The sequence below is a fragment of the Mesorhizobium sp. M2E.F.Ca.ET.219.01.1.1 genome (genome assembly GCF_004016445.2).
In the GTDB taxonomy this organism is placed as follows: Bacteria; Pseudomonadota; Alphaproteobacteria; order Rhizobiales; family Rhizobiaceae; genus Mesorhizobium.
Window position 1 is genome coordinate 166,431 of sequence record NZ_SADT02000005.1, and the last position, 20,171, is coordinate 186,601.

Here is a 20,171-nt window from a genome sequence, read left to right on the forward strand (position 1 = left end):
CGGGGCAGCTTGAGGTCTGCCGGGCCTTTTCCTAATTGGGATTGGCCGGTGATACAATCTTCATGGACAGCGACCAATTGATCCGCGTTCTGGGCATTGAGACGAGTTGCGACGAGACGGCGGCCAGCGTGGTGGCGCTGGACGGTGGCGCCGCGCCGGAAATCCTGTCCAACGTGGTGTTGAGCCAGATCGAGGAGCACACGGCCTTTGGCGGCGTCGTGCCGGAGATTGCCGCGCGCGCCCATGTCGAAGCCCTGGACGGGATCGTCGAGGCGGCGCTTGCCGATTCGGCCGTGTCGCTGGACGAGGTCGACGCCATCGCCGCGACGGCAGGGCCCGGTCTCGTCGGCGGGCTGATAGTTGGCCTGATGACGGCCAAGGCGATCGCCGCCGCCGCGAACAAGCCGCTGATCGCCATCAACCACCTGGAAGGCCACGCGTTGACGGCGCGGCTGACCGACGGTCTCAACTTCCCCTATCTGCTTCTGCTCGTCTCCGGCGGCCACACCCAGATCGTCGCAGTGCGCGGCGTCGGCGATTACCAGCGCTGGGCGACCACGATCGACGATGCGCTCGGCGAAGCCTTCGACAAGACGGCCAAGATGCTTGGCCTGCCCTATCCCGGCGGACCGAATGTCGAGAAGGCCGCGGCCAGCGGCGACGCCGGCCGATTTGCCTTCCCGCGCCCGATGAAGGGCTCGGCGCAACCGGACTTTTCCTTCTCCGGCCTGAAGACGGCGGTGCGCCAGGCGGCGACAGCGATCGCGCCGTTGAGCGACCAGGACGTCGCCGACATCTGCGCCTCCTTCCAGGCGGCGGTGGCCGACGCGCTGGGCGACCGCGTGGCGCGCGCGCTGGCCCGTTTCCGCCAGGAATTCCCCGACCAGGCAAAGCCGGCGCTGGTCGTCGCCGGCGGCGTCGCCGCCAACCGCACCATCAAGGCGACGCTTGAAGCGCTTTGCTCGCAAGCCGGCTTCGCCTTTGTCGCGCCGCCGCAGAAACTGTGCACCGACAATGCAGCGATGATCGCCTGGGCCGGCATCGAACGCCTGCGCGCCGGGATCGCCGACGAAAACACCGCCGACTTCGTGCCGCGTTCGCGCTGGCCGCTCGACAGCGTTTCCACGCCCATGGTCGGCTCGGGCCGACGTGGTGCCAAGGCATGACAGCCAAGCGATCCGCCAGCGGCTGGCGTGTTGCGGTGGTGGGCGGCGGCGCCTGGGGCACGGCGCTGGCGCTGGCCATGCTGCGCGCCGGCCATGATGTGAGGCTCTATGCGCGCGACACTGATACGGTCGCCGCCATCGCCCGCGGCGAGAACGCGCGCTATTTGCCCGGCATCAGCATCGAGCCCGGCATCGCGGCCACCAGCGACATTGCAGCCGCCCTCGACGGCGCCGACTGCGTGCTCGCGGTGACGCCGGCGCAGTCGCTGCGCGCCGTCCTGGCCCATGCCCGCAACCACGTTCCTACGGGCGTGCCGCTGGTGCTCTGCGCCAAGGGCATCGAGCGCGACACCGGCGCGCTGCTCTCGACGATCGTCGAGGAAAGCCTGCCCAACAATCCGGTCGCCGCACTTTCCGGTCCGAGCTTCGCCAGCGACGTCGCGCGCGGCCTGCCGACCGCCGTGGTGGTCGCCGCCCGAGAGGCGGAATTGGCGGCAGAGCTTGCCGCGCGCTTCTCGGCGGAGAACCTGCGCTGCTATTCCAGCGACGACCTGATCGGCGTCGAGATCGGCGGCGCGCTGAAGAACGTCTTTGCCATCGCCGCTGGCGCCGTCACCGGCGCCGGGCTCGGAGCCAGCGCCCAGGCCGCCATGGTGACGCGCGGCTTCGTCGAACTGCGCCGCATCGGCGCCGCCTTCGGCGCCAGGCCGGAGACGCTGATGGGGCTTTCCGGCCTTGGCGACCTCTTGCTCACCTGCTCCTCGGCACAATCGCGCAATTTCGCCTATGGTCTGGCGCTCGGTCAGGGCAAGCCGCTTGCCGGCCTGCCACTGGCCGAAGGCGTGCCCACGGCGGGCATCGCCGCCCGCATCGCCGCCGAGCGCGGCATCGAGGCGCCGATCATTTCCGCCGTCGCCGCCATCCTCGACGGCAAGATAACCATCGAGCAGGCGGTGACCGCGCTGATGACACGCCCGCTCAAGACCGAAACCGACATCTGAACCATCGGAGTTGAAAAATGCTGTTTGCATTGATTTGCAAGGACAAGCCCGGCAGCCTGCAGCTGCGCGTCGACACCAGGCCGACCCATGTCGCCTTCCTCGAAGGCCTGAACGGCGAGGGAAAGCTGGCCTTCGCCGGTCCCTTCCTCAACGCCGAGGGCAAGCCGGACGGCAGCCTCGTCGTGGTCGAGGCGCCGGACCTGGCGGCGGCGCAGGCCCTGTCGGCAGCCGATCCTTATGCCAAGGCGGGCCTGTTCGAGAGCGTCGAAATCCGCCAGTGGAACTGGACCTTCAACAAGCCGGCGGCTAGTTAATTCGCAGTCGAAGCGCCGCTGGAGGAACAAAATGAACTACTGGCTGTTCAAGTCCGAACCCTCGGTCTTTTCCTTCGAGGCGCTGAAGGCCAAGGGCAAGGCCGGCACGCAGTGGGACGGCGTGCGCAACTACGCTGCTCGCAACAACATGAAGGCGATGCAGATCGGCGATCTCGGCTTCTTCTATCATTCCAATGAGGGGCTGAACATCGTCGGCATCGCCGAGGTCTGCGCGCTTGCCCACCCCGATACGACGACCGATGATCCGCGCTGGGAATGCGTCGACATCCGCGCCTTCAAGGACGTGCCGAAGCCGGTGACGCTGGAGCAGGTCAAGGCCAACCCGAAATTGGCCGACATGGCGCTGGTCCGGCTCGGCCGGCTTTCCGTGCAGCCGGTGACGCCGGCCGAATGGAAAGAGGTCTGCCGCATGGCCGAGCTCAACCCGGCGCCGTGACAAAGCTGACGCCGAAAAGCGCCAAGAAATTCATCCTCGACAACACGGCGCTGATGGCGCCGCCGCATGTGCCGGAAGTGCTTTTGCACCTCGCCGACGAGGCGCATGACCTTTGGCTGCGCACCGAGGAGGAGCTGGCCGAGATCGGCTTGCCGCCGCCTTTCTGGGCTTTTGCCTGGGCCGGCGGCCAGGGCCTCGCCCGCTATGTGCTCGACCACCCCGGAACTGTGCGCGGAAAACGCGTGCTCGACTTCGCCTCGGGATCGGGCCTCGTCGCGATCGCGGCGATGAAGGCAGGTGCCGCGGCAGTGATCGCCGCCGACATCGATCCGTTCTGCGAGACGGCGATCGCGCTCAACCTCGAGGCCAACGGCGTCGAAGCGCAATTCCTGGGCATGGATTGCGTCAGCTCCGACGGTGGCTGGGACGTCGTGCTTGCCGGCGACGTCTTCTACGACAAGGCCTTCGCCGAGAGGCTCATGCCCTGGTTCGCGAGCCTGCGGGCGCGCGGCGCCGACATCCTCGTCGGCGATCCCGGCCGCGCCTACCTGCCCAGGACCGGGCTGCAGTCGCTTGCCGTCTATGAGGTCCCGGTGACGCGGGTGCTGGAAGATGCCGAGGTCAAGCGCACGACTGTCTGGCGCCTTGCTTGACGCGATCGCCGAACAAGCGTTCCATCGCATTTCGATTTGGAGGGGAAAGCATGGATTTTTCGGTCGTGAACTGGCTGGCGGTAATCGTCGCCGCTGTCGTCGCATGGTTGTTCGGCGCCGTCTGGTACATGGGTTTGAGCAAGCCCTGGTTGAACGCGGCCAAGCTCGACCCGGCCACCATGAAGCGCTCGGCGCTTCCGTTCGTTATCAGCTTCGTTGCCGAATTGGTCATGGCGCTCGTGCTGACACTGGTGGTGGGCGCCATAACTGGCGGCGAACCGAACCCGGTCGCCGGCTTGCTGTTCGGCTTCGTGCTCTGGCTGGGCTTCATCGCCACGACGCTGACCGCCAATCACCGTTATCAAGGCTTCGGCTGGACCCTGACGCTGATCGATGCCGGCCATTGGCTGGGCGTGATGCTGATCATCGGCGCCATCATCGGCTGGTTCGGCGCGCCAGCCGCGCCGGCGGGCTGACAACAGTCTTATGTCGGCGTTTTCGCCACCTCGTCCAACAGCCATTCGCGGAAGGCGATGATCCGCGCGTCGTCCTTCGCGGCCTCGAGATAGACGAGGAAATAGGCAAATTCCGGCGCCACCTTGATGCCGAGCTCGAAGGGCCGCACCAGCCGCCCCTGCGAAAGATCGTTGGCGACCATGGCAAAGTCGGCGAGCGCCACCGCATTGCCGTCGAGCGCCGCCTGGGTGGCATCGGTCGACGATCCGAAGACCAGCGTGCGGCTGTCGTCGAAATCATCGACGCCGGCCGCGTGCATCCACATGCTCCAGTTCGGCCAGGTCACGCCCTGCCTTGACCATTCGATATGCGCAAGCGTGTGGTTGAACAGGTCGCGCGGCTCCCTCAGCGGCGGACCCGACACCAGCAGCGCCGGGCTGCACACCGGGATGATGATGTTTTCAAACAGCCGGTGCGCGACGAGCCCCGGATATCTGCCGGTGCCGAAGCGGATGCCGATATCGACATCGTCGCGTTCGAAATCCCTGACATCGTAGGTGATGTCGAAGCGCAGCTCGATGCCGGGCTTCTGCTGGCGGAAATCGTCGACGCGCCGCATCAGCCACTTTGTGGCGAACTGCGCGTCGAGCGTCACCTTCAACAAGGATGTGCCGCGCGTCATCTTGCGCGCGCGGCTGACGGCGCGGCTGAGCAGGTCGAGCGCGTCGATCGACGCGTCGTGAAGCACGCTGCCCGCTTCGGTCAGCCGGATGGTGCGGCTGGTGCGCGTGAACAGCACCAGGTCGAGCTGATCCTCGATTTCCTTGATCTGGTGGCTGACCGCCGCCGGCGTCAGGCCGAGCTCGTCCGCGGCGCGGGTGAAGTTGAGGTGCCTGGCGGCCGCCTCGAACGTCCTCAGAGCGCGCGTCCCGGGCAGCAGCTTGGACATCCAATCTCCAAATAAAACTTGATGATCAAAAAAGAACTACTCGTTTCTCGTTTGTTTTTCAATCCGGCATGATGGCTTCATCGAAACACCATCAAACCGGATTTGATATCCGGAGAAACACGGATAGAGCCATGTCTGAGATCGCCCTGAAGCCCTGCACCACCCTGGAATCGCCTTCTGGCCTCGCCCTCTGGCTGCATTCAGCACGCGATTGGCTGCGCCAGGCCCGGGTCGCCGCCACCTTGACTGTGGAATCCGTCGAAGACCTTTCCGACCGCGACCTGCGCGACGTCGGCGGCAGGCGCCGCAACGTCACAAAGGCAATGGACAGGGAGCTTGGCCGCATCGGCTTGCTGGACACCGGCTGGCAGCCTCCACGTCGATCCCATCGCTAATGCATACACCGCTGGCGCTTTCACCGGCATGATGGGCTTTAGCGCCAGCGGGTCGATCAGCTGAAGGAGAATTCACATGCGTGGTCACTGCCTATGCGGCGCCGTTGCTTTCGAAGTCGATGGTCCGCCACAGGCCTGCGTGGTCTGTCATTGCGAAAGTTGCCGGCGGCAATGTTCTGCGCCGATGACGACTTATATCGGCGTCCTGGACGGCCAATGGCGATGGCTGAGCAAGCCGGCGAAGGTGTTCAATTCTTCTCCCGGCGTGGAAAGGACATTTTGCGATCACTGCGGCACGCCGCTGTCCTTCCGCTCGAAGAAGATGTCCGACGTCATGCATTTCTTTGCCGCGGCAATGGATGAGCCGGAGAAATTCGCGCCCACGCTGCATGTCGCTTTTGAAGAGAAGCTCCCCTGGTTGAAACTCGCCGACGGCCTGCCGACGCGTGTTGGGCCTGACTACACGAAAGGCTAGGGCACCGGAATCGCGAAGCGGCCAAACTCGGCGGCTTCCGAGACCGCCGTTTGCCGGCCTCACCCTACCTCACCACCTTCACCACCGTCCTGTCCGACAACAACGGAAGCAGCCTCGCCATGGTCCGCGCCGTCACCGCCACGCAGCCTTGGGTCGGCGTGAAGCCCGGCCGCGCCAGATGGAAGAAGATCGCGCTGCCGCGCCCGCGCAAGCGCGGCGCGATGTTCCAGTCGAGCACCAGGCAGACATCGTAGAGCCGGTCGTCGCGCTTCATCCGCTCATGGCTCGCGCCATAGGGGATCTTCACCGGGCGGTTGTAGTTGCGGTCGTCCGGCACCTCGCACCAGCCGAGATCCGGACCGATCGGCGCCATCGGCAGCCTCGTCCTGCGCCCGCCCGCGAAATGATCGCCCCGAAAATAGCCTGACAGGATGCGCATCGACGCCAGCGGCGTCGCGCCATCCCCTTCATGCTTGTTGGCGGTGATCCCGCTGCGCCCCAGGGCGCAGGGAAACACCGTTTTGCCGGCTTGCAGGAAGCCCTGTGCGGGGTTGCCGGGCCGCGCGCGCACCACCAAAACGCGCAAGCCCTTCGGCAAAAATGCGCCCGCCTCATTGCGCGCGCGTTTTTTCTTGTATGATCGTGTCACGGAACAAATCACTGTGATCGGCTGTTGCGCCGGTGAGCTTCCGCATAAATGGGGGGAGGTCAACTGAATATTCTTTTTAAAACAACGGATTGATATCCCATGACATCACGCACCATCCTGATCGTCGATGACGACGACGACCTGCGCTCCACCCTGGTCGAGCAGCTGGCGCTCTACGAGGAATTCGACGTCCAGCAGGAATCGACCGCCGCAAAAGGCGTTGCCGCCGCGCGCAGCGGCGTTGTCGACCTGCTCATCATGGATGTCGGCCTGCCCGACATGGATGGCCGTGAGGCGGTGAAGATCCTGCGCAAGGGCGGCTACAAGGCGCCGATCATCATGCTGACCGGCCACGACACCGATTCAGACACGATTCTGGGCCTCGAGGCCGGCGCCAACGATTATGTGACCAAGCCCTTCCGCTTCGCCGTGCTTTTGGCGCGCATCCGCGCCCAGCTTCGCCAGCATGAGCAGAGCGAGGACGCCACCTTCTCGGTCGGACCCTACACCTTCAAGCCCAGCCAGAAGCTCTTGATCGATCCGCGCGGCGCCAAGGTGCGGCTGACCGAGAAGGAAGCTTCGATCATCAAATATCTCTATCGCGCCGACCAGAAGGTGGTGACGCGCGACGTGCTGTTGGAAGAGGTCTGGGGCTACAATTCCGGCGTCACCACGCACACGCTGGAGACCCATGTCTACCGCTTGCGCCAGAAGATCGAGCGCGATCCTTCCAATGCCGAAATTCTTGTGACAGAAAGCGGCGGCTACAAGCTGGTTCCTTAAACATTTCATGATCTAAGCAATTCCAGGAAAACTACGAAACGGTTGAGCTTGGCGGCTTCGCCGTAGCCTTCCGTCCGGAATTGAGCCAAAAGAGACAGAGCGGTCGGGCGGGACCGCCTCGGGTACGATCCTGGTGCTGGAGGGTGATGGATCGGCTCGTTGCAAGCATCGCACGATGCATGGTGGAGCGTTTTTCGCGTGCCCAGGAGGGCGCGCCGCTCCAAAGGAGGGATTGGACTGACCGCTCGGGGACACAGCTAGGATGGCGCTGGATGACGACATCCGCATCCTGTCCGGTGTGAAGCTTTTCCAGGGTTTCACGCAGGAACAGCTGCGCCTGCTCGCCTTCGGCGCCGAGACCACCATGCTGCAGGCCGACCACAAGCTCTACCGCGAGGACGACGTCGCCGACTCTGCCTACATCGTGGTCAGCGGCTTGATCACGCTCTACCGGGAGCTAGGGGGCGAACGCGTCCCGATCGGCACTGCGGGTCCGGGCACCATGCTGAGCGAACTGGCGCTGATCGCCGACACCAACCGGCTGACCAGCGCCTCCGCCGCGGTCGATTCGGAAGTGATCCGGCTGAGCCGCAAGATGTTTCACCGAATCCTGGAAGAATATCCGGAGATCGCGGTCCTGTTGCATGAGCGCATCCTGGAGGAATTCCAGCAGATGATCGCCCGCATCGAGGAACTGGCGCCAAGGTTTACGGGGTGAATGCCTGACGAATAATCTCTGAACGTTGGCGGGACAGCGCCCCCCTCTGGCCTGCCGGCCATCTCCCCCACAAGGGGGGAGATCAGCAGCTTTCGCCGCGGCGCCCACTCATCAACGTTGGATTTGTCGAAAGCCGAGATGACAGCCAATCTCCCCCCAAGTGGGGGAGATGTCCGGCAGGACAGAGGAGGGCGCGAAGGATCGCTACCTGTAACTGATTTCAGCCGTTGGCATTGCGACGAAAGGCCCGCCCTAATCCAGGTCGAACCGCGCGATCACCGGCACATGATCCGACGGCTTTTCCCATCCCCGCGCCGCCTGCAGGATCTCGTAGCCTTTGAAGCTCGGCACCAGATTTGCCGACGACCAGACATGGTCGAGGCGGCGGCCTCGGTTCGACGCCTCCCAGTCCTTCGCGCGATAGCTCCACCAGGTGTAGAGTTTCTGCTCGGCGGGCATGTTGAGCCGCATCAGGTCGACCCAGCCGCCGGCCTTGCGCATCGCCTCGAAATTTGTCGTTTCGACCGGCGTATGGCTGACGACGTTGAGCAACTGCTTGTGCGACCAGACGTCGTGCTCCAGCGGCGCGATGTTCAGGTCGCCGACCAGGATCGACGCGGATAGCTCGTCCCCGCTCGCCGGCACGGAGTTCATCTCGTAAACGAAATCGAGCTTGTGCCGGAATTTGCGGTTGATCTCCGGATCCGGCTCGTCGCCGCCGGCCGGCACATAGAAATTATGCACCAGCACCGATTTGCCGCCCGCCTGGACCCTGACCGAAAGGTGCCGGCTGTCGTCGATTTCGCAGAAGCGCCGCTTCTCGACCAGCTCGATCGGCCGGCGCGCCACGGTGGCCACGCCGTGATAGCCCTTCTGGCCGTGGAACAGAATGTGCTCGTAGCCGGCCTTGCGAAACGCCTTTTCCGGAAAGAGTTCGTCCGGCACCTTGGTTTCCTGCAGGCAGAGCACGTCCGGCGCGTGCTCCTTCAGCAGCCGCTCGACGATCGGCATGCGCAGGCGCACGGAGTTGATGTTCCAGGTGGCGATGGTGAAAGGCATTCAGGCGGGTCCGGAAAGGAGTCGCCGAACTAGTGCCAGCCGCGCGCCTGAAAGACAAGCCAACCTTTGCGGCTGCGCTCGCTTCCATCAGCGACACCGATTCAGGTCAGGCCGAGTCGAAAATGGTGGTCTCCGAGAACCGGAGCGGAGCGTACTTAAAGTACGTGAGCACCGGAAGCGCAGGAGACCGCCATTTGCAGGCCGGCCTCACCTGAATCTACCGCGTCTTCGTATTCAGCTCGCGGTTCGCCGTATAATCGATCGCGAACGTGTCGGGCGGGAAGCTGACGCCTTCCTTGGTGTTGAAGATCATCACCGTGGTGTCTTTCCCTTGAGCGTCGGTGATCGTCCACTGGCGCAGATCGTAGGTCTTCGGGTCGAACATCATGGTGATCATGGCATTGCCGAACACCGACTTGTCGGAAAGCTTGATCGTGGTGAGGTCGTCCTCTTCCTTGACGGCCTTGACGCGCCCGCCGGAGAGGTCGATCCGGTCGTCGAGCAGCAATTTCAGCGGCGTCTTCGACAGCGGGTAGAGGTCGGATGTGTTGAGCTTCTTGTTCAGAATCACCACCGACTTGCCGTCGGAGATGACGCGGAAGTTGGAGGAGCCGTCATAGTTGAAGCGGATCTTGCCCGGACGCTCCAGGAAAAACTTGCCGCCCGTCTGCTCGCCTTTAGGACCGAACTGGACGAACTCGCCGCTCATCGACTTCACCGAGGAGAAATGATCGGCGATCTTCTGTGCCGCCGGCGGCACCGCCGCCTGCGCGGCCGCCACAAGCTGGTATCCAGGCACAAGGTTGAAAGCGGCAGCTCCGCCAAGCATCAAGCCGAGGCCGAGGAGTTGGCGGCGGGTGATGGCGAATTCGGTCTGGGTCTTCATGCCGGTCACTTCCTGTGATTCGTGTCGTGGCAGTATCTGGACTCCCACTGGGGCCTAAGTTTGGCGGGTGCGCGACAACTTCGCACAAACGCGCCAGACGATTTCCGGTTGCCGGCTGACCCGGTTGGCACGTCGCCGGGCCAAGAGTTTGCCGATATTCAGGTCAGGCCGGCCTCACCTGAATGTCGACAAACCTTAGAACTTGTCGTCCTCGGTCGGCACCAAAATCTCGCGTTTGCCGGCATGGTTGGCCGGGCCGACAATGCCTTCCTTTTCCATCTTCTCGATGATCGAGGCAGCGCGGTTGTAGCCGATGCCGAGCCGCCGCTGGATGTAGCTGGTCGAAGCCTTGCCGTCGCGCAGCACCACCGCCACCGCCTGGTCGTAGGGATCGTCGGAATCCTCGAAATTGCCGCCCCCACCGCCGCCGGAACCACCCTTGCCGGACGGACCGTCCTCGTCCTCTTCCTCGTCGTCCTCGGTGATGGCGTCGAGATATTCCGGCACGCCCTGCAATTTGAGATGCGCGACGATCCGCTCGACCTCGTCGTCCGAGACGAACGGACCGTGGACGCGCTGGATGCGCCCGCCGCCGGCCATGTAGAGCATGTCGCCCATGCCGAGCAGCTGCTCGGCGCCCTGCTCGCCGAGGATGGTGCGGCTGTCGATCTTCGACGTCACCTGGAAGGAGATGCGGGTCGGGAAATTGGCCTTGATGGTGCCGGTGATGACGTCGACCGAGGGACGTTGCGTCGCCATGATGACATGGATGCCGGCGGCGCGCGCCATCTGCGCCAGGCGCTGCACCGCGCCTTCGATATCCTTGCCGGCCACCATCATCAGGTCGGCCATCTCGTCGATGATGACCACGATATAGGGCATCGGCTCGAGATCGAGGTTCTCGGTCTCGTAGATCGCCTCGCCGGTCTGGCGGTCGAAGCCGGTCTGCACCGTACGCGAGATCTTCTCGCCCTTTTTCTCCGCTTGCTGAACGCGTGCGTTGAAGCCGTCGATGTTGCGCACGCCGACCTTGGACATCTTGCGGTAGCGGTCCTCCATCTCGCGCACGGTCCATTTCAGCGCCACGACTGCCTTCTTCGGATCGGTGACGACCGGCGTCAAAAGATGCGGGATGCCGTCATAGACGGAAAGTTCCAGCATCTTCGGGTCGATCATGATCAGCCGGCATTCCTGCGGCGTCATCCGGTAGAGCAGCGACAGGATCATCGTGTTGATGGCGACCGACTTGCCGGAGCCGGTGGTGCCGGCGACCAGCACGTGCGGCATCTTGGCGATGTCGACGATGACCGCCTCGCCATTGATCGTCTTGCCGAGCGCCAGCGCCAGCTTTGCCTTGGTCGTCTCGAAATCGCGGCTGGCCATGATCTCTCTGAGATAGACCGTCTCGCGCTTGGCGTTGGGCAGCTCGATACCGATGGCGTTGCGGCCGGGCACGACGGCGACACGGCAGGCGATCGCGCTCATCGAGCGGGCGATGTCGTCGGACAGGCCGATGACGCGCGAGGACTTGATGCCGGGCGCCGGCTCCAACTCGTAGAGCGTCACGACCGGACCGGGGCGGACATGGATGATCTCGCCCTTGACGCCGAAATCCTCCAGCACGCCCTCGAGAAGCCGCGCGTTCTGCTCCAGGGCGTCCTTCGACAGGCTTGGATCCTTGGCGACGTTCTTCGGCTCGGACAGGAAATGCAACGACGGCATCTCGAACGTGTCGGAGCCGATCAGTGAGGTCTGCGCCTCGCGCTGGACACGGGCGCCCGGCACCGGCCGCGCCGCCGGCGCCTCGACGCGGGTCGCGGCATCGGAGCGGAAGTTCCGCACCTTGGCCGCCGCGCCGCGCCGCTGGGCAGGCGCCTCGTCGTCGAAGTCGTCGAGGTCGACGTCCTCGTCCTGCTCGTCGTCGAAAATATCCTGGTCCACCGGATCGACCGAGACGCTGCGGTCATTGACCATGGCGGCGAAGAATTCCGGCTCGACACGGGCGCGGCCGCCCGGGCTCACCCGGCTTTCGGCGAATTCGGCCGATTCGACGCGCTCGGCGGCGCGCCGCCAGGCGCTGGCCTTGGGCTCCATCGGCGGCTCGAACTCGTCGCGCTCCCGCCTGCGGCGCGCGGCGCGGCGGTGCAGGAAGGCGCGGAACGACAGCCACCAATGGGTGACGGCGCCGAGCGCCAGGATGCCTTCATCGCCCTCGTCCTCATCCTCGTCGAACAGCATCTCGTCCTGCTCGCGCGGATCGGGAGCGGCGCTGCGCTCCATGACGGCGAAGCCGTTCTTGCGCGCGATCAGCGCCGAGCCATAGGCAAACAGCCATAACATCGGCGCGGCGAGGACGACCGCGATGATCGTCGCGAAAAGCCCTTTCGGGTAACCGCCGACCGCGATGCCGGGGATCTTCAGCACCATATCGCCAAACACGCCGCCGAGTCCGGTCGGCAGCGGCCAGGTGTTGGGCGGCGTCACGCAGCCGGCGATAGCCGCGGCCAGAAGCGCGAAGCCGAACCAGGCGAAGCCGCGCTTCGGCAATTTGTCGACGCCGCGCGCGGTGAAAAGCAGGAAGCCCCAGATCACCGCCGGCACCAGCCCGGCGACGGCGGCAAGGCCGAAGAACTGCATGGCAAGGTCGGAGAACACAGCACCCGCATAGCCCATGGCGTTGGTGACGACGTTGCTGGTGGCGTGCGAGAAGCTCGGGTCGGCAACGTTCCACGTGGCCAAGGCCGCGATGCCGAAGGCGGTGAACAGGAACAGCCCGGCGCCGACCAGCCGCCCGACCTGGCGCCGCGCGAATGCCTGGATGCCGTGCCCCGTATCGGTCAGCGCGAGCGGTGCTGAAGCGCCTGAACGCATGCCTCTTCCCCGTGATCGTTGCCTGGCCGGGCGCGTGGCGCACCCCGGCAGATTCGAACGCCAGACTATCGGGGGGAAGGTTAAGGCCGCATTAACCATGGCCTTTTACCGAACCTCATCTGCAACAGAGGATGGCGGGGCTCGCGGCACGCCATCCTTTGCGTAAACGGCGAAACGATCAGGTCCTTTCGGGACCCCGATCGTCGGCGATCACTTGTAAGCAGGCCGATGTTTCATGCAGGCGCGATCAAGTGAACGCGATCGAAAGGCTTGGATGGGCCCCACAGCAATTCCAGGAAAATGTGAGCGGTTAGGTTCGGCGCGTTCGCCGTAGCCTTCCGTCCGGAATTGCGTAAGAAGCAAAGGGATGGAGCGGATCGCCGTTTCCGTAAAACGGTGAAACGCTCTGGACAAAAAAGGAGGCCCGGAAGGGTGTTCCGGGCCTCAAGGCGTGAGCCCCTTTCGAGAGCGTCACGACGGGATCTTGGGAGGAATTCCGGGCCGGCGGGAGGAGGATCCGCCGGCCCTCGGGGCAATTCCAGGAAAAGTGTGAAACCTTCCGGAATTGCGCCCTGGTAAGGGCAAAGGCAGCCTTACGGCACCACTTCGCCGTGCTGGGTGACGTCGAGACCTTCGACCTCTTCCTGGGTGGACGGACGCAAGCCGACCAGCGCCTTGACGATGTAGAGGATCACGAAGGTGGCGATCGCCGTCCACAGGATGGTGAAGATGATGCCGTAGATCTGCTTGCCGACCGAAGCATCCTTGCCGAGTGCGTTGATCGCCGGATCGGCGAGCGCGCCGGTGAGCAGGGCGCCGACGATACCGCCGATACCATGCACGCCGAAGGCATCGAGCGAGTCGTCATAGCCGAGCGCATGCTTGAGCTTGACCGCCGAGAGGTAGCAGATGACGCCGGCGACGATGCCGACGATGAAGGCGCCGGTCGGGTTAACGAAGCCGGAAGCCGGCGTCACCGCGACGAGGCCGGCGACGGCGCCCGAGATGATGCCGAGCACCGAAGGCTTCTTGGCGACGATCCATTCGGCGAACATCCAGGCCAGCGCTGCCGCGGCGGTGGCGACCTGCGTGTTCATCATCGCGGCACCGGCGAGGCCGTCGGCCGCCAGTTCCGAACCGGCGTTGAAGCCGAACCAGCCGACCCACAGCAGCGAGGCGCCGATCACCGAATAGACGAGATTGTGCGGCGCCATGTTGGTGGTGCCGTAGCCTTCGCGCTTGCCCAGCACCAGCGCGCAGACCAGACCCGCGACACCGGCGTTGATGTGGACGACCGTGCCGCCGGCGAAGTCGAGCACACCGGCGGCGCCGAGGAAGCCGCCGCCCCACACCCAGTGCGCGATCGGCGCGTAGACGAACACCAGCCAGAGGCCCATGAAGAGCAGCAGCGCCGAGAATTTCATGCGCTCGGCGAAGGCGCCGGCGATCAGCGCCGGCGTGATGATTGCGAAGGTCATCTGGAACATCGAGAAGACGAATTCAGGAATGTTCGAGACACCCGGCAGCCAAAGCGTCGAGACGGTGATGCCGTGGTGGAAGAAGCGCGAGAAGCCGCCGATATAGGCATTCATCGACGCCGATTCATTGGTGGTGAAAGCGAGCGAATAGCCGAACATGAACCACAGCACCGTCACCAGACAGGTGATGGCGAAGCTCTGCATGATGGTGGCGAGCACGTTCTTCTTGCGCACCATGCCGCCGTAGAACAGCGCCAGGCCCGGAATGGTCATCATCAGCACCAGCGCCGTCGAGGTCAGCATCCAGGCGGTGTTGCCGGTGTCGAGAACCGGCGTCGGCGCGGCAGGTGCCGCAGGCGCCGCCGCCGGAGCAGCCTCCTGCGCGAAGGCGGCGGCGGTGCTCAGCGCTACGAGAGCGAGCGAAGCGGCCGCGCGTCCCGTCGTCTTCAAGGTGGAAGGAATATTCATTGAACTCTCCGTTGGAATGGATGGTCGCCGCTCAGAGCGCGTCGGTGTCTGTTTCGCCGGTACGGATGCGCACCGCCTGGTCGATGCCGAAGACAAAGATCTTGCCGTCGCCGATCTGGCCGGTCTTGGCGGCCGAGGTGATGGCTTCCACGGCCTTGTCGACCAAGTCGGCGCCGACCGCGACCTCGATCTTGATCTTGGGCAGGAAGCTGACCGCGTACTCCGCGCCGCGATAGATTTCCGTGTGCCCCTTCTGACGCCCGTAGCCTTTGACTTCGGTGACGGTCAGGCCCTGGATGCCGACGGCGGTGAGCGCTTCGCGCACCTCGTCGAGCTTGAACGGCTTGATGATTGCCATCACGATTTTCATAAGGTTTCACCCTTTGCTGTTGCGGTCCCCCGCGATTGCACACCTACACCGATCCCGAGGAGAGCCGGAGAGTGCCCGACAGGATTCAAGCTCCGTGCCAATTGCCGAAGCAGGGCGTTAACCTGTTGTAAACAAAGGGGCAGAGCGGCCCGCGCACATCTTTTGTGCGCGGCCGCATCGGGCGTTACGATTAAAAAATAGGCAAAATTTCGAAAATGCCTACTTGGCGGGCATCAACCAGAAGCCGGCTCAGCGCTTGAGTCGGATCAGGCCTTCCTGGGCGACCGAAGCGATGAGCGTTCCGTCCCGCGCGAACAGCGAACCGCGCGTGAAGCCGCGCGACCCTTGCGTCGACGGGCTGTCCTGGTTGTAGAGGATCCAGTCGTCCAGCGAATGGCTGCGGTGGAACCACATGGCATGGTCGAGGCTGGCCGCCTGGATGTCGCGGTCGAAGATGGCGCGGCCATGCGCGAAGGTCGAGGTGTCGAGCAGCGTCATGTCGGAGAGGTAGGCGAGCACGGCCGCCTGTATCGCACGGCTTTCAGGCACCGGGCCGGTGGTGCGGATCCAGATGTTCTGCTGCGGATCCAGCTTCTCGCGGCTGGTATAATGCTTCAGCATCACCGGCTTCATCTCGATCGGCCGGTCGCGCTCCCAGTAACGCCTGATGCCTTCCGGCACCGCCTCGCCGAATTTGCCGAGCAGCTCGCGCTGGGAGAGCAGCGTGTCGGGCGCCGGCACGTCGCGCGGCATCGGCATCTGGTGCTCCAGCCCGACCTCGTCCTGCTGGAACGAAGCCTCCAGCGAGAAGATCGCCTGGCCATGCTGGATCGCCACCACCCGGCGCGTGGTGAAGGAGCCGCCGTCGCGGATGCGGTCGACCTCGTAGACGATCGGCAGCTTGGTGTCGCCGGGCCGCATGAAATAGCCGTGCAGCGAATGCACATGGCGTTCCGGCTCCACGGTGCGCTGCGCGGCGACCAGCGCCTGCGCGATGGTCTGGCCGCCGAAGACGCGCTGCCAGTCGACCTTTGGGCTGCGACCACGATACAGATTGTGTTCGAGCTGCTCGAGGTCGAGAATGTCCAGAAGCTCGTCCATGGCCGCCGTCATGTCTGAAATCCTTCAAGGATGCGCCATGGCCGGTTTCGGACAGGATGTGCGGCCAGTCAAGGCCGCAAGCGGCGGCCGGACGAAGCCGCGAAAGGATGATGCCATGGTCGACCGCAAGCCGGATGGAGCAAAGGCCGATGCTGACCGCGAAGCTCCGCTCGACGTGCTCATCGCCGGCGCGGCCTATGTCGGCCTCACCGCGGCCGTATCGCTGAAGCAGGCGCGGCCGGGCCTCGCCATCGCCGTCGTCGACGCCGCGCCTGCGGGCGTCTGGCAGCGGGACGGCCGCGCCTCGGCCATCGCCGCGGCCGCCGGCCGCATGCTGGAGCAGCTCGGCGTCTGGGACGAGATCGCGCCGGAAGCGCAGGCGATCACCGAAATGATCATCACCGACTCGCGCGCCGCCGACCCGGTGCGCCCGGTGTTCCTGACCTTCGACGGCGAGGTGGCGCCGGGCGAGCCTTTCGCCCACATGGTCGCCAACCGCGACTTGAACGGCGCGCTGCGCCGCCGCGCCGAAAAGCTCGGCATCGATATCATCGAAGGCATCGCGGTCAGCGCCTTCGACGTCAACGGCGCCGGCATCACGGTGCACCTGGCCGACGGCGCGACGCTGAAGGCGCGGCTGCTGATCGCCGCCGACGGCGTCAACTCCAGGCTCCGCGACATGGCCGGCATCAAGACCGTCAAATGGGAATACGGCCAGTCCGGCATCGTCTGCACGGTGGCGCATGAGCGCCCGCACAACGGCCGCGCCGAAGAACATTTCCTCCCCGCGGGCCCCTTCGCCACGCTGCCGCTGAAGCCGGACAAGGATGGAACCAACCGTTCGTCGATCGTCTGGGTGGAGCGTACGCAAGACGCCAAGGCGCTGGTCGAGGGCGACGAGTTTGTCTTCGAGCATGATCTGGAGCAGCGCTTCGGCCTCAAGCTCGGCGAAATAAGGGTCGTCGACAAGCCGCGCGCCTGGCCGCTCGGCCTGACGCTGGCCCGCGCCTTCGTCGCGCCGCGCATCGCGCTCGCCGGCGACGCGGCCCACGGCATCCACCCGATCGCCGGCCAGGGCCTCAATCTCGGCTTCAAGGATGTCGCCGCGCTCGCGGAAGTCATTGTCGAGGCCGACCGTCTCGGCCAGGACATCGGCGCCATCGACGTGCTCGAGCGCTACCAGCAGTGGCGCCGCTTCGACACGCTGCAGATGGGCGTCACCACCGACGTGCTCAACCGGCTGTTTTCCAACGACATCGGCCCGCTGCGCGCCGTGCGCGATCTCGGCCTGGGTCTCGTGGAACGCATGCCCCGGCTGAAGGATTTCTTCATCCGCCAGGCCTCGGGCCTGTCCGGCGACACGCCAAGGCTGCTCAAGGGCGAGGCGATCTGAACCCCGCGCAATCGGCCGCAGCCTCCGCGACGTCGTCATCCACGGGCGGAGCGACGCGAAGCGGAGCGCAGACCCGAGGATCCATTCCGTTACCTTTGTCGTAGGACCCGGCGGAGCAGAATTCTGCATCGCAGCAACGCTTATAGGCAACGGAATGGATTCTATGGTCTGCGCGCGTCGCTTCGCTCCTTGCTCCGCCATAGAATGACGAAGCGAGAGGCGTTTTGGTCCATCACGAAGGCAGGCGATCCGGTCGTCGCCGCGCGGTGAAATTCAGGTCAGGCCGAGTCGGAGTCGAAGACGGGCGCGAAGCGACCAAGCTGGGCGGATCCCGAGAACCGGAGCGGAGCCTACTTTTCGTACGTGAGCACCGGAAGCGCAGGGAGCCGGCATTTGCAGGCCGGCCTCACCTGAATTCTAGTTCACCTCGAACCCCAGCTTCTGCCGCAACCTCAGCATCCGCTGGTCCGGTATCTTCAGGCTCTGCTCGCCGCCTTGCGCGACACGGTTCAGCATCCTGAGCAGATCGTCGCGCTCATGCGGGTCGAGGCGGCCACGCAGGAAGGCCGCCAGCTTGTCGATGACGATCGTCGTGTCGTCGACCTGCGCGGCGGCCCATTTTGCGTAGACCACCGCCTCGTCCGTCTTCTTCGGGTTTTCCGCGATCTGCGAGATGACGTCCCGGATGACCGCCTCGCGCTTAGGCAGCACCGGCCCCTGCTCCGCAACAATCGCGGTGATCAACGTCGCCGCCGCCACCACCGGATCGTCGATCGCCGTCAGCGGCGAGAGCGCGGCCTGCTTGCGCAATTTCTTGCGCCGTATGTTGCCCTGAACGCGTCCGACGACGTCGGCGACTTCACGCGCGGCGTCACTCATATATTTCAGCCGGTACCACCAGATCGCGGCCGCCCCAAGCAGGCCAAGTATCGCGATAAGAATAGGCATGCCGAATTCCCCCGAAATCGCGGCGACGATAAGAGAGATGCGGCGTTGCTTCAACACGCAACGGTTGCGTCCGTGAAGAAACCCTGAACATGTTTCCCGCAAGAGACAGCTGCAACGCCGCGCCCACCTGGCGCCTATGATCCCGGTATGTCGTAGATTGCCCTGACCTCGACCGTGCCGAGCTCGGCCAGCGGGATGCCTTCCGCGATCTTCAGCGCCTCGGCAAGGTCGGCCGCCTCGACCATGACGAAGCCGAGCAGCTGCTCCTTGGTCTCGACGAATGGCCCGTCGGTCACCAGCGCCTTGCCCTTGCGCCGCCTCAGCGATTTCGACGTCTTCACCGACTGCAGCGCCTGCGCGATGACCAGCTTGCCTTGCCGCTCGAGTTCCCTGTCATAGGCAAGCGAGTCGGCGTCGAGCCTGGCCGCCCGTTCCGGGGTAAGCGCATAAAGGTCCTTCTCCTCGCCATAGACCAGCAGGACATATTTCATCTCAGGCTCTCCTCGGTGGCCACGTTATAGGAGGCAAAGGCGGCGGTGTCAGTTTTGCTTGCCGTGGCCATGTGGTCGAGCAGGCATGCCGCGACGCCGACAATGGCGATGGCCGCCGCTAGCCGGCCAAAACCCGGCGCCGGTGGATCCAGCCAGAACTCCTCCGCCCGCCGCTCCGGCTTTCCCCAGATCGCAAAAAACAGATTGTCCATCTCAAATCTCCATCAGCCGTGAGTGGCCGCCCGCAGGACGGCCGGGCCGATAGCAAGTCGACATTTTGCGCGGACATTTTTTGGGAATTGGCCTACCCACCAACGTCGGCGGCGAAGGCGTGTTGAGATTCGGGTCAGGCCGAGCCGAAAATGGCGGTCTCCGAGAACCGGAGCGGAGCGTACTTAAAGTACGTGAGCACCGGAAGCGCAGGAGACCGCCATTTGCAGGCCGGCCTCACCTGAATCTCAACATGCCGTGGATGGTCTTCCGCCGCGGCCGCGCTATAGTTCAGGAGAACGCCGGCAGCCGCCGGCGCTACCCCGACAGACCAGGAGGACTCCATGGACCGCACCGCAAACGCCGTCTGGAAAGGCAACCTGAAGGAAGGCAAGGGCACGCTAGACACCCAGAGCGGCACCTTGAAGGGCACGCCCTATTCGTTCAAGGCGCGCTTCGAGGACGAGAGCGGCAAATCGGGCACCAATCCGGAGGAGCTGATCGCGGCGGCGCATGCTGGTTGCTACGCCATGCAGCTCTCGCATTTCCTCGCCGAAAACGGCACGCCAGCCGCCGAGCTCGACGCCAAAGCGGTGGTGACGCTGGTCCCCGGCACCGGCATAACCGGCAGCGCCATCACCCTGGTCGGCAAGGTGCCGGGCATCGACGCGGCGAAATTCAAGGAGCTGGCCGAGAAGGCGAAAGCCGAATGCCCGGTGTCGAAGGCGCTGGGTGCGATCAAGGTGTCGCTGGATGCAAGGTTGGGGTGATCGGGCGATATAATTGCCAAGATCGCGTTCCTTCGCCCCCCTCTCTGCCCTGCCGGGCATCTCCCCCTCAAGGGGGGAGATCAGATGTCACGCCGGGTTTCGCCAATCTC

At 64.6% G+C, this 20,171-nt stretch carries 23 protein-coding genes; 12 read left to right on the plus strand and 11 right to left on the minus strand.

What is annotated here, in order from left to right; translation table 11 throughout:
* The first annotated feature begins 80 nt into the window (after positions 1 to 80).
* Genes tsaD through EN862_RS23740 form a run of 6 tightly spaced genes read left to right on the plus strand, consistent with a single transcriptional unit; the run spans position 81 to position 4,067 of the window.
* The gene (gene tsaD, locus EN862_RS23715; RefSeq protein ID WP_189401531.1) at positions 81 to 1,166 is read left to right on the plus strand and encodes a tRNA (adenosine(37)-N6)-threonylcarbamoyltransferase complex transferase subunit TsaD; all 1,086 of its coding nucleotides are present in this window, start codon (positions 81 to 83) and stop codon (positions 1,164 to 1,166) included.
* Positions 1,163 to 2,167 (plus strand): NAD(P)H-dependent glycerol-3-phosphate dehydrogenase, encoded by a 1,005-nt coding sequence (locus EN862_RS23720; RefSeq protein WP_127865975.1) that lies wholly within the window; start codon positions 1,163 to 1,165, stop codon positions 2,165 to 2,167. The genes tsaD and EN862_RS23720 overlap by 4 nt, the downstream gene beginning before the upstream one ends.
* Before the next feature lie 17 nt (positions 2,168 to 2,184).
* Positions 2,185 to 2,481, plus strand: coding sequence for a YciI-like protein (locus EN862_RS23725; RefSeq protein ID WP_127305685.1), 297 nt, complete (start codon positions 2,185 to 2,187; stop codon positions 2,479 to 2,481).
* Positions 2,482 to 2,512: 31 nt separating this feature from the next.
* On the plus strand, positions 2,513 to 2,938 hold the full coding sequence (locus EN862_RS23730) for an EVE domain-containing protein (RefSeq protein WP_127865976.1): 426 nt from the start codon (positions 2,513 to 2,515) through the stop codon (positions 2,936 to 2,938).
* Positions 2,893 to 3,591: a methyltransferase gene (locus tag EN862_RS23735; RefSeq protein ID WP_189401482.1), complete on the plus strand. Its 699-nt coding sequence runs from the start codon at positions 2,893 to 2,895 to the stop codon at positions 3,589 to 3,591. The genes EN862_RS23730 and EN862_RS23735 overlap by 46 nt, the downstream gene beginning before the upstream one ends.
* A 50-nt stretch (positions 3,592 to 3,641) precedes the next feature.
* Complete coding sequence (locus EN862_RS23740) at positions 3,642 to 4,067, plus strand: DUF1761 domain-containing protein (protein ID WP_127865978.1); 426 nt, start codon at positions 3,642 to 3,644, stop codon at positions 4,065 to 4,067.
* Between the two features lie 8 nt (positions 4,068 to 4,075).
* Here EN862_RS23740 and gcvA read toward each other — a convergent pair whose 3' ends face one another.
* Positions 4,076 to 4,996, minus strand: a complete 921-nt coding sequence (gcvA, locus tag EN862_RS23745) for a transcriptional regulator GcvA (protein WP_127865979.1) — start codon at positions 4,994 to 4,996, stop codon at positions 4,076 to 4,078.
* 131 nt (positions 4,997 to 5,127) lie between these two features.
* Here gcvA and EN862_RS23750 point away from each other — a divergent pair, with 131 nt between their 5' ends.
* Both EN862_RS23750 and EN862_RS23755 read left to right on the plus strand, forming a co-directional pair.
* Complete coding sequence (locus EN862_RS23750) at positions 5,128 to 5,391, plus strand: hypothetical protein (RefSeq protein ID WP_127865980.1); 264 nt, start codon at positions 5,128 to 5,130, stop codon at positions 5,389 to 5,391.
* A 76-nt stretch (positions 5,392 to 5,467) separates the two neighbouring features.
* The gene (locus tag EN862_RS23755) at positions 5,468 to 5,866 is read left to right on the plus strand and encodes a GFA family protein (protein WP_127865981.1); all 399 of its coding nucleotides are present in this window, start codon (positions 5,468 to 5,470) and stop codon (positions 5,864 to 5,866) included.
* Positions 5,867 to 5,930: 64 nt separating this feature from the next.
* On the opposite strand, the gene EN862_RS23760 is transcribed toward EN862_RS23755, so the two are convergent.
* A complete protein-coding gene (locus EN862_RS23760) occupies positions 5,931 to 6,527 on the minus strand; it encodes a L,D-transpeptidase (RefSeq protein ID WP_126083650.1) in 597 nt (198 codons plus the stop codon).
* Positions 6,528 to 6,614: 87 nt separating this feature from the next.
* Here EN862_RS23760 and EN862_RS23765 point away from each other — a divergent pair, with 87 nt between their 5' ends.
* Complete coding sequence (locus EN862_RS23765; RefSeq protein WP_127865982.1) at positions 6,615 to 7,298, plus strand: response regulator transcription factor; 684 nt, start codon at positions 6,615 to 6,617, stop codon at positions 7,296 to 7,298.
* Between the two features lie 262 nt (positions 7,299 to 7,560).
* Positions 7,561 to 8,016: a cyclic nucleotide-binding domain-containing protein gene (locus EN862_RS23770; protein ID WP_126080489.1), complete on the plus strand. Its 456-nt coding sequence runs from the start codon at positions 7,561 to 7,563 to the stop codon at positions 8,014 to 8,016.
* Positions 8,017 to 8,268: 252 nt separating this feature from the next.
* On the opposite strand, the gene xth is transcribed toward EN862_RS23770, so the two are convergent.
* The 6 genes from xth to tesB form a co-directional block, all read right to left on the minus strand.
* Complete coding sequence (gene xth, locus EN862_RS23780; protein WP_127865983.1) at positions 8,269 to 9,075, minus strand: exodeoxyribonuclease III; 807 nt, start codon at positions 9,073 to 9,075, stop codon at positions 8,269 to 8,271.
* 217 nt (positions 9,076 to 9,292) lie between these two features.
* The gene (locus tag EN862_RS23785) at positions 9,293 to 9,961 is read right to left on the minus strand and encodes an outer membrane lipoprotein carrier protein LolA (protein WP_127865984.1); all 669 of its coding nucleotides are present in this window, start codon (positions 9,959 to 9,961) and stop codon (positions 9,293 to 9,295) included.
* A gap of 195 nt (positions 9,962 to 10,156) precedes the next feature.
* Complete coding sequence (locus EN862_RS23790; protein WP_127865985.1) at positions 10,157 to 12,832, minus strand: DNA translocase FtsK; 2,676 nt, start codon at positions 12,830 to 12,832, stop codon at positions 10,157 to 10,159.
* Between the two features lie 593 nt (positions 12,833 to 13,425).
* Entirely contained in the window at positions 13,426 to 14,778 is a 1,353-nt protein-coding gene (locus EN862_RS23795; protein ID WP_127865986.1) for an ammonium transporter, read from the minus strand.
* A gap of 31 nt (positions 14,779 to 14,809) precedes the next feature.
* Complete coding sequence (locus EN862_RS23800) at positions 14,810 to 15,148, minus strand: P-II family nitrogen regulator (protein WP_127865987.1); 339 nt, start codon at positions 15,146 to 15,148, stop codon at positions 14,810 to 14,812.
* A gap of 249 nt (positions 15,149 to 15,397) precedes the next feature.
* Positions 15,398 to 16,261, minus strand: a complete 864-nt coding sequence (gene tesB, locus EN862_RS23805; RefSeq protein ID WP_127865988.1) for an acyl-CoA thioesterase II — start codon at positions 16,259 to 16,261, stop codon at positions 15,398 to 15,400.
* 103 nt (positions 16,262 to 16,364) lie between these two features.
* Between tesB and EN862_RS23810 the strand changes: the two genes are divergently transcribed.
* Positions 16,365 to 17,642 (plus strand): ubiquinone biosynthesis hydroxylase, encoded by a 1,278-nt coding sequence (locus EN862_RS23810; RefSeq protein WP_127866341.1) that lies wholly within the window; start codon positions 16,365 to 16,367, stop codon positions 17,640 to 17,642.
* Positions 17,643 to 18,059: 417 nt separating this feature from the next.
* Here the strand turns inward: EN862_RS23810 and EN862_RS23815 are convergent, their stop codons facing one another.
* From EN862_RS23815 to EN862_RS23825, 3 genes are all read right to left on the minus strand, one after another.
* On the minus strand, positions 18,060 to 18,590 hold the full coding sequence (locus EN862_RS23815) for a hypothetical protein (protein WP_127865989.1): 531 nt from the start codon (positions 18,588 to 18,590) through the stop codon (positions 18,060 to 18,062).
* A 134-nt stretch (positions 18,591 to 18,724) separates the two neighbouring features.
* Positions 18,725 to 19,081, minus strand: coding sequence for a YciI family protein (locus EN862_RS23820; protein WP_127865990.1), 357 nt, complete (start codon positions 19,079 to 19,081; stop codon positions 18,725 to 18,727).
* A complete protein-coding gene (locus EN862_RS23825) occupies positions 19,078 to 19,293 on the minus strand; it encodes a hypothetical protein (RefSeq protein WP_127865991.1) in 216 nt (71 codons plus the stop codon). The genes EN862_RS23820 and EN862_RS23825 overlap by 4 nt, the downstream gene beginning before the upstream one ends.
* 342 nt (positions 19,294 to 19,635) lie before the next feature.
* On the opposite strand from EN862_RS23825, the gene EN862_RS23830 reads away from it, so the two are divergent.
* Positions 19,636 to 20,061 (plus strand): OsmC family protein, encoded by a 426-nt coding sequence (locus tag EN862_RS23830; RefSeq protein WP_059189445.1) that lies wholly within the window; start codon positions 19,636 to 19,638, stop codon positions 20,059 to 20,061.
* Positions 20,062 to 20,171 lie beyond the last annotated feature (110 nt).

What these genes read in the sequence shown, in the direction of transcription:
- EN862_RS23720 (WP_127865975.1), top strand. Translation starts at nt 1,163, where the DNA reads ATGACAGCCAAGCGATCCGCCAGCGGCTGGCGTGTTGCGGTGGTGGGC.
- EN862_RS23725 (WP_127305685.1), top strand. Translation starts at nt 2,185, where the DNA reads ATGCTGTTTGCATTGATTTGCAAGGACAAGCCCGGCAGCCTGCAGCTG.
- EN862_RS23730 (WP_127865976.1), top strand. Translation starts at nt 2,513, where the DNA reads ATGAACTACTGGCTGTTCAAGTCCGAACCCTCGGTCTTTTCCTTCGAG.
- EN862_RS23735 (WP_189401482.1), top strand. Translation starts at nt 2,893, where the DNA reads ATGGAAAGAGGTCTGCCGCATGGCCGAGCTCAACCCGGCGCCGTGACA.
- EN862_RS23740 (WP_127865978.1), top strand. Translation starts at nt 3,642, where the DNA reads ATGGATTTTTCGGTCGTGAACTGGCTGGCGGTAATCGTCGCCGCTGTC.
- gcvA (WP_127865979.1), bottom strand. Translation starts at nt 4,996, where the DNA reads ATGTCCAAGCTGCTGCCCGGGACGCGCGCTCTGAGGACGTTCGAGGCG.
- EN862_RS23750 (WP_127865980.1), top strand. Translation starts at nt 5,128, where the DNA reads ATGTCTGAGATCGCCCTGAAGCCCTGCACCACCCTGGAATCGCCTTCT.
- EN862_RS23755 (WP_127865981.1), top strand. Translation starts at nt 5,468, where the DNA reads ATGCGTGGTCACTGCCTATGCGGCGCCGTTGCTTTCGAAGTCGATGGT.
- EN862_RS23765 (WP_127865982.1), top strand. Translation starts at nt 6,615, where the DNA reads ATGACATCACGCACCATCCTGATCGTCGATGACGACGACGACCTGCGC.
- EN862_RS23770 (WP_126080489.1), top strand. Translation starts at nt 7,561, where the DNA reads ATGGCGCTGGATGACGACATCCGCATCCTGTCCGGTGTGAAGCTTTTC.
- xth (WP_127865983.1), bottom strand. Translation starts at nt 9,075, where the DNA reads ATGCCTTTCACCATCGCCACCTGGAACATCAACTCCGTGCGCCTGCGC.
- EN862_RS23785 (WP_127865984.1), bottom strand. Translation starts at nt 9,961, where the DNA reads ATGAAGACCCAGACCGAATTCGCCATCACCCGCCGCCAACTCCTCGGC.
- EN862_RS23790 (WP_127865985.1), bottom strand. Translation starts at nt 12,832, where the DNA reads ATGCGTTCAGGCGCTTCAGCACCGCTCGCGCTGACCGATACGGGGCAC.
- EN862_RS23795 (WP_127865986.1), bottom strand. Translation starts at nt 14,778, where the DNA reads ATGAATATTCCTTCCACCTTGAAGACGACGGGACGCGCGGCCGCTTCG.
- EN862_RS23800 (WP_127865987.1), bottom strand. Translation starts at nt 15,148, where the DNA reads ATGAAAATCGTGATGGCAATCATCAAGCCGTTCAAGCTCGACGAGGTG.
- tesB (WP_127865988.1), bottom strand. Translation starts at nt 16,261, where the DNA reads ATGACGGCGGCCATGGACGAGCTTCTGGACATTCTCGACCTCGAGCAG.
- EN862_RS23810 (WP_127866341.1), top strand. Translation starts at nt 16,365, where the DNA reads ATGGTCGACCGCAAGCCGGATGGAGCAAAGGCCGATGCTGACCGCGAA.
- EN862_RS23815 (WP_127865989.1), bottom strand. Translation starts at nt 18,590, where the DNA reads ATGCCTATTCTTATCGCGATACTTGGCCTGCTTGGGGCGGCCGCGATC.
- EN862_RS23820 (WP_127865990.1), bottom strand. Translation starts at nt 19,081, where the DNA reads ATGAAATATGTCCTGCTGGTCTATGGCGAGGAGAAGGACCTTTATGCG.
- EN862_RS23825 (WP_127865991.1), bottom strand. Translation starts at nt 19,293, where the DNA reads ATGGACAATCTGTTTTTTGCGATCTGGGGAAAGCCGGAGCGGCGGGCG.
- EN862_RS23830 (WP_059189445.1), top strand. Translation starts at nt 19,636, where the DNA reads ATGGACCGCACCGCAAACGCCGTCTGGAAAGGCAACCTGAAGGAAGGC.